Source organism: Chitinophaga varians (genome assembly GCF_012641275.1).
GTDB lineage: Bacteria > Bacteroidota > Bacteroidia > Chitinophagales > Chitinophagaceae > Chitinophaga > Chitinophaga varians_A.
On sequence record NZ_JABAIA010000003.1, the window covers coordinates 924,552 to 927,801 of the forward strand.

Sequence of the window (3,250 nt, forward strand, 5' to 3'; positions counted from 1 at the left end):
GTGTCCTTTAAAAGTTTTGATAGGATTTATACGGTTTTGATTGGATATGAATGTAATCTGATCTGTTTGGTCCGGAATGAAAAATTTAAATCTGATTGCTGCATGATTTAATAAGAGTCTGCTAGCGGGAAACATCCATACATGTAATTGAAACAAACAAATCGGGTATTAGAGATGCGTAAATGTTAACTGAAAAAATGTATTTAAATAATATGCATACCTAACTTATGAACAAACCTAATGAAAGTATTTCGGATTTACAAAAAAAAACTTTAAAAAAATATACCCCCGGTTTTACTTCACAAAAAACAGATATCTTATAACTATGTATTATCCTGTGAAATCAAACAATACAAGACGCTTGCTGCTCATCTGTTTGGCGGCGCTTTATGCCGCATGTAATCCAACGGGCATAAAAAAATATGCTGACTGGCGCAGCACCGGTGGCAGTAAGGGAAATATCCGCTATTCCTCCCTCGACCAGATTGATACGGCCAACGTAGGCCGGTTGCAGGTAGCGTGGGTCTACTATTCGGAAAAACAGGATAGTACCAGGTATGGCGCCATGCAATGTAATCCGGTAATAGTGGATGGTGTGTTATATGGCGTGTCGCCGAAATTAAAACTGTTTGCTGTGGATGCCGCCACCGGAAAGGAAAAATGGTCCTTTGACCCTGCCGATACGCTGGCCAATAAGACCTGGCACCGCAACAGTGTTAATATGAACCGCGGAGTAGCTTACTGGGCCGATGGGGATGACAAACGGATTATTTATACCGTTGGCGCGGTGGCCCTTTGCGTGAATGCGGTAACAGGTAAACTGGTGACCTCCTTCGGCAAGCAGGGCGGTATTGATTTGCGGGAGGGGCTGGACAGGGACTCCGCGAAGGTTTTTATTGCACCTACGTCCCCGGTGATGATTTACAGAGATCTTTTTTTTCTGAGTGGTCTTGTCAGCGAAGAAACACCCGGGCATATCAGGGCGTTTGACGTGCGGACAGGAAAACAACAATGGATATTTCATACGATACCTTACCCCGGAGAACCGGGACATGAAACCTGGGAAGATACGACAGCTTATAAATATATGGGCTCCACCAATAGCTGGGCCGGTTTCAGCCTGGATGAAGAAAGAGGCATATTGTTCGCGCCGACCGGGAACCCCACCAATGATTTTTATGGCGGACAAAGAAGAGGCGCGGGGTTATATGGCAACTGCATATTGGCGCTGGATGCGGCCACGGGCAAATTGTTGTGGCATTTTCAGACGGTACATCACGACGTATGGGATATGGACATCTCTTCTCCGCCGGTTTTGGTGACCATCAAAAAAGATGGTAGAAAGATAGACGCTATCGCGCAGTCCACCAAGACAGGGTTAATATTTGTGCTGGACCGCGAAACAGGCAAGCCTGTGTACCCGATTGAAGAGAGGGCGGTAGATACCACGACGACGCTGACGGGAGAGAAATTATGGCCCACGCAGCCATTTCCGGTATTGCCCAAACCTTTTGCGCGGCACACGTTAACAGAGGCGGACCTGAACAGGTTAGTGGACGAAGCTTCTTATCAGGATATATTAAAGCGCTTCAGAAGTTACCGGGCGGGAACAATTTTTACGCCGCCATCAAAGGAAGGCACATTGGTATTCCCGGGATATGACGGCGGGGGAGAATGGGGAGGCCCGTCCCTGGACCCGGAAACAAATGTATTGTATGTTAACGCTAATGAAATGGCGTGGGTATTGAACATCGTCGACAACGACCCGCCAAAGGAGAAAAAGCGCACCAAATTGGAAGCCGGTGCGGTCCTGTACCATCAGTACTGTATGCAATGCCACGGACCGGAACGACTGGGTGGTGGCGATTACCCGTCCATTGTCGGAGTGGAAAAAAAATACACTTACTCCCGGTTGCTTGCTTTGCTGTCAACCGGAAGAAGGATGATGCCGGGATTTAATCATCTCGATTCTCTGGAAAAAGACGCGATCGCTTCTTTCATTCTTGATTTAAAACAGCTGCAGCTTCAGGAATACAAGGGGCAAAGCAAAAAAGAGGACGCTCCGCCCCAGGCGCTTTATGGGTTCACCGGATATAATAAATTTCTGACAAAGGAAGGGTATCCGGCTATCAGTCCGCCCTGGGGCACATTAAACGCTATCAATCTGAACACAGGGCAATATTTATGGAAGATACCATTCGGAGAATTTGAAGAACTCACGAAGAAAGGTATTCCCGAAACGGGCAGGGAGAACTATGGCGGGCCTGTCGCCACCGCCGGTGGCGTTTTGTTTATCGCGGCGTCGGCGGACGGTTATATGCGGGCATACAACAAACGTACAGGTGCCTTGCTTTGGAAAGTAATGCTTCCTGCTCCCGGTATCGCTACGCCGGCCGTTTATGCAGTGAATGGACGGCAGTATGTAGTCATCGCCTGCGGCGGTGGTAAATGGGGCGGGAAGTCTTCTGATGCGTACGTTGCTTTTGCGCTGCCGTCTAAATGATGCGGTGGAAATTTATCTTGTAAATGTTGCGTGTGGAATATGGTGCGGTCAAAAAGACAGTGTGTTTGTGAGGTAAGTTAGCACTCCGAATATTGTGTTGTGAAGTAGTATTGCAGTTGAAAATGCTGTTTTTATTTTTATTTTTATGAGGCGCAATTGGCCTGTGGTGGCTTGTTTGCGGCGTTGTGTGTTGTATGGTTGGAGTAAGTGTCGTGAAAATTTTATTATTTACTGTGATCTTGTTGCATTGATGGATTCTACTTTTATTGATAGATGTTCAATAGCCCGGTAGTGGCCCGTTCTGGACTGTTGCGTTGCTGGTGTTTTTGCTGTTAATAAATTATCTTAACATAAACCGCTTAAATTGTATCACTGAGAGAAGATGTAAGAGCCATGCTACGATTAGATGTCATTGGCAGAATACTATCCTGTAAAACATTGACCCGTGATCATTGTGAGTTTGTACCATGAAAATCCTGCGATCCGCCCGCTGTTTCGCAAGTATGTAGTTCAACAGGTATTTTTTTATTTATAGCAGCAGCAGACTGCTATATATACTTCATCCACTCCTTGGTGTTTGGCTGCGAAGCTTTGCAGCATATTGTTTCTTGCGTGCTGTGGCATTTATACCTTGCCATATCGTGTAAGTATACACGTATTTTTTTGCTCACTTATAATATTTGGGGTAATGCCATATTACCCTCATGGTAGCCTATTGCATACACATTTCATTAACGATTTTATTCT

1 protein-coding gene is annotated in these 3,250 nt (G+C 45.8%); it reads left to right on the forward strand.

Going from position 1 to position 3,250, the window contains the following annotated elements:
* Positions 1-337: 337 nt before the first annotated feature.
* Complete coding sequence (locus HGH92_RS26775; protein WP_317166450.1) at positions 338-2,503, forward strand: PQQ-binding-like beta-propeller repeat protein; 2,166 nt, start codon at positions 338-340, stop codon at positions 2,501-2,503.
* The last annotated feature ends 747 nt before the right edge of the window (positions 2,504-3,250 follow it).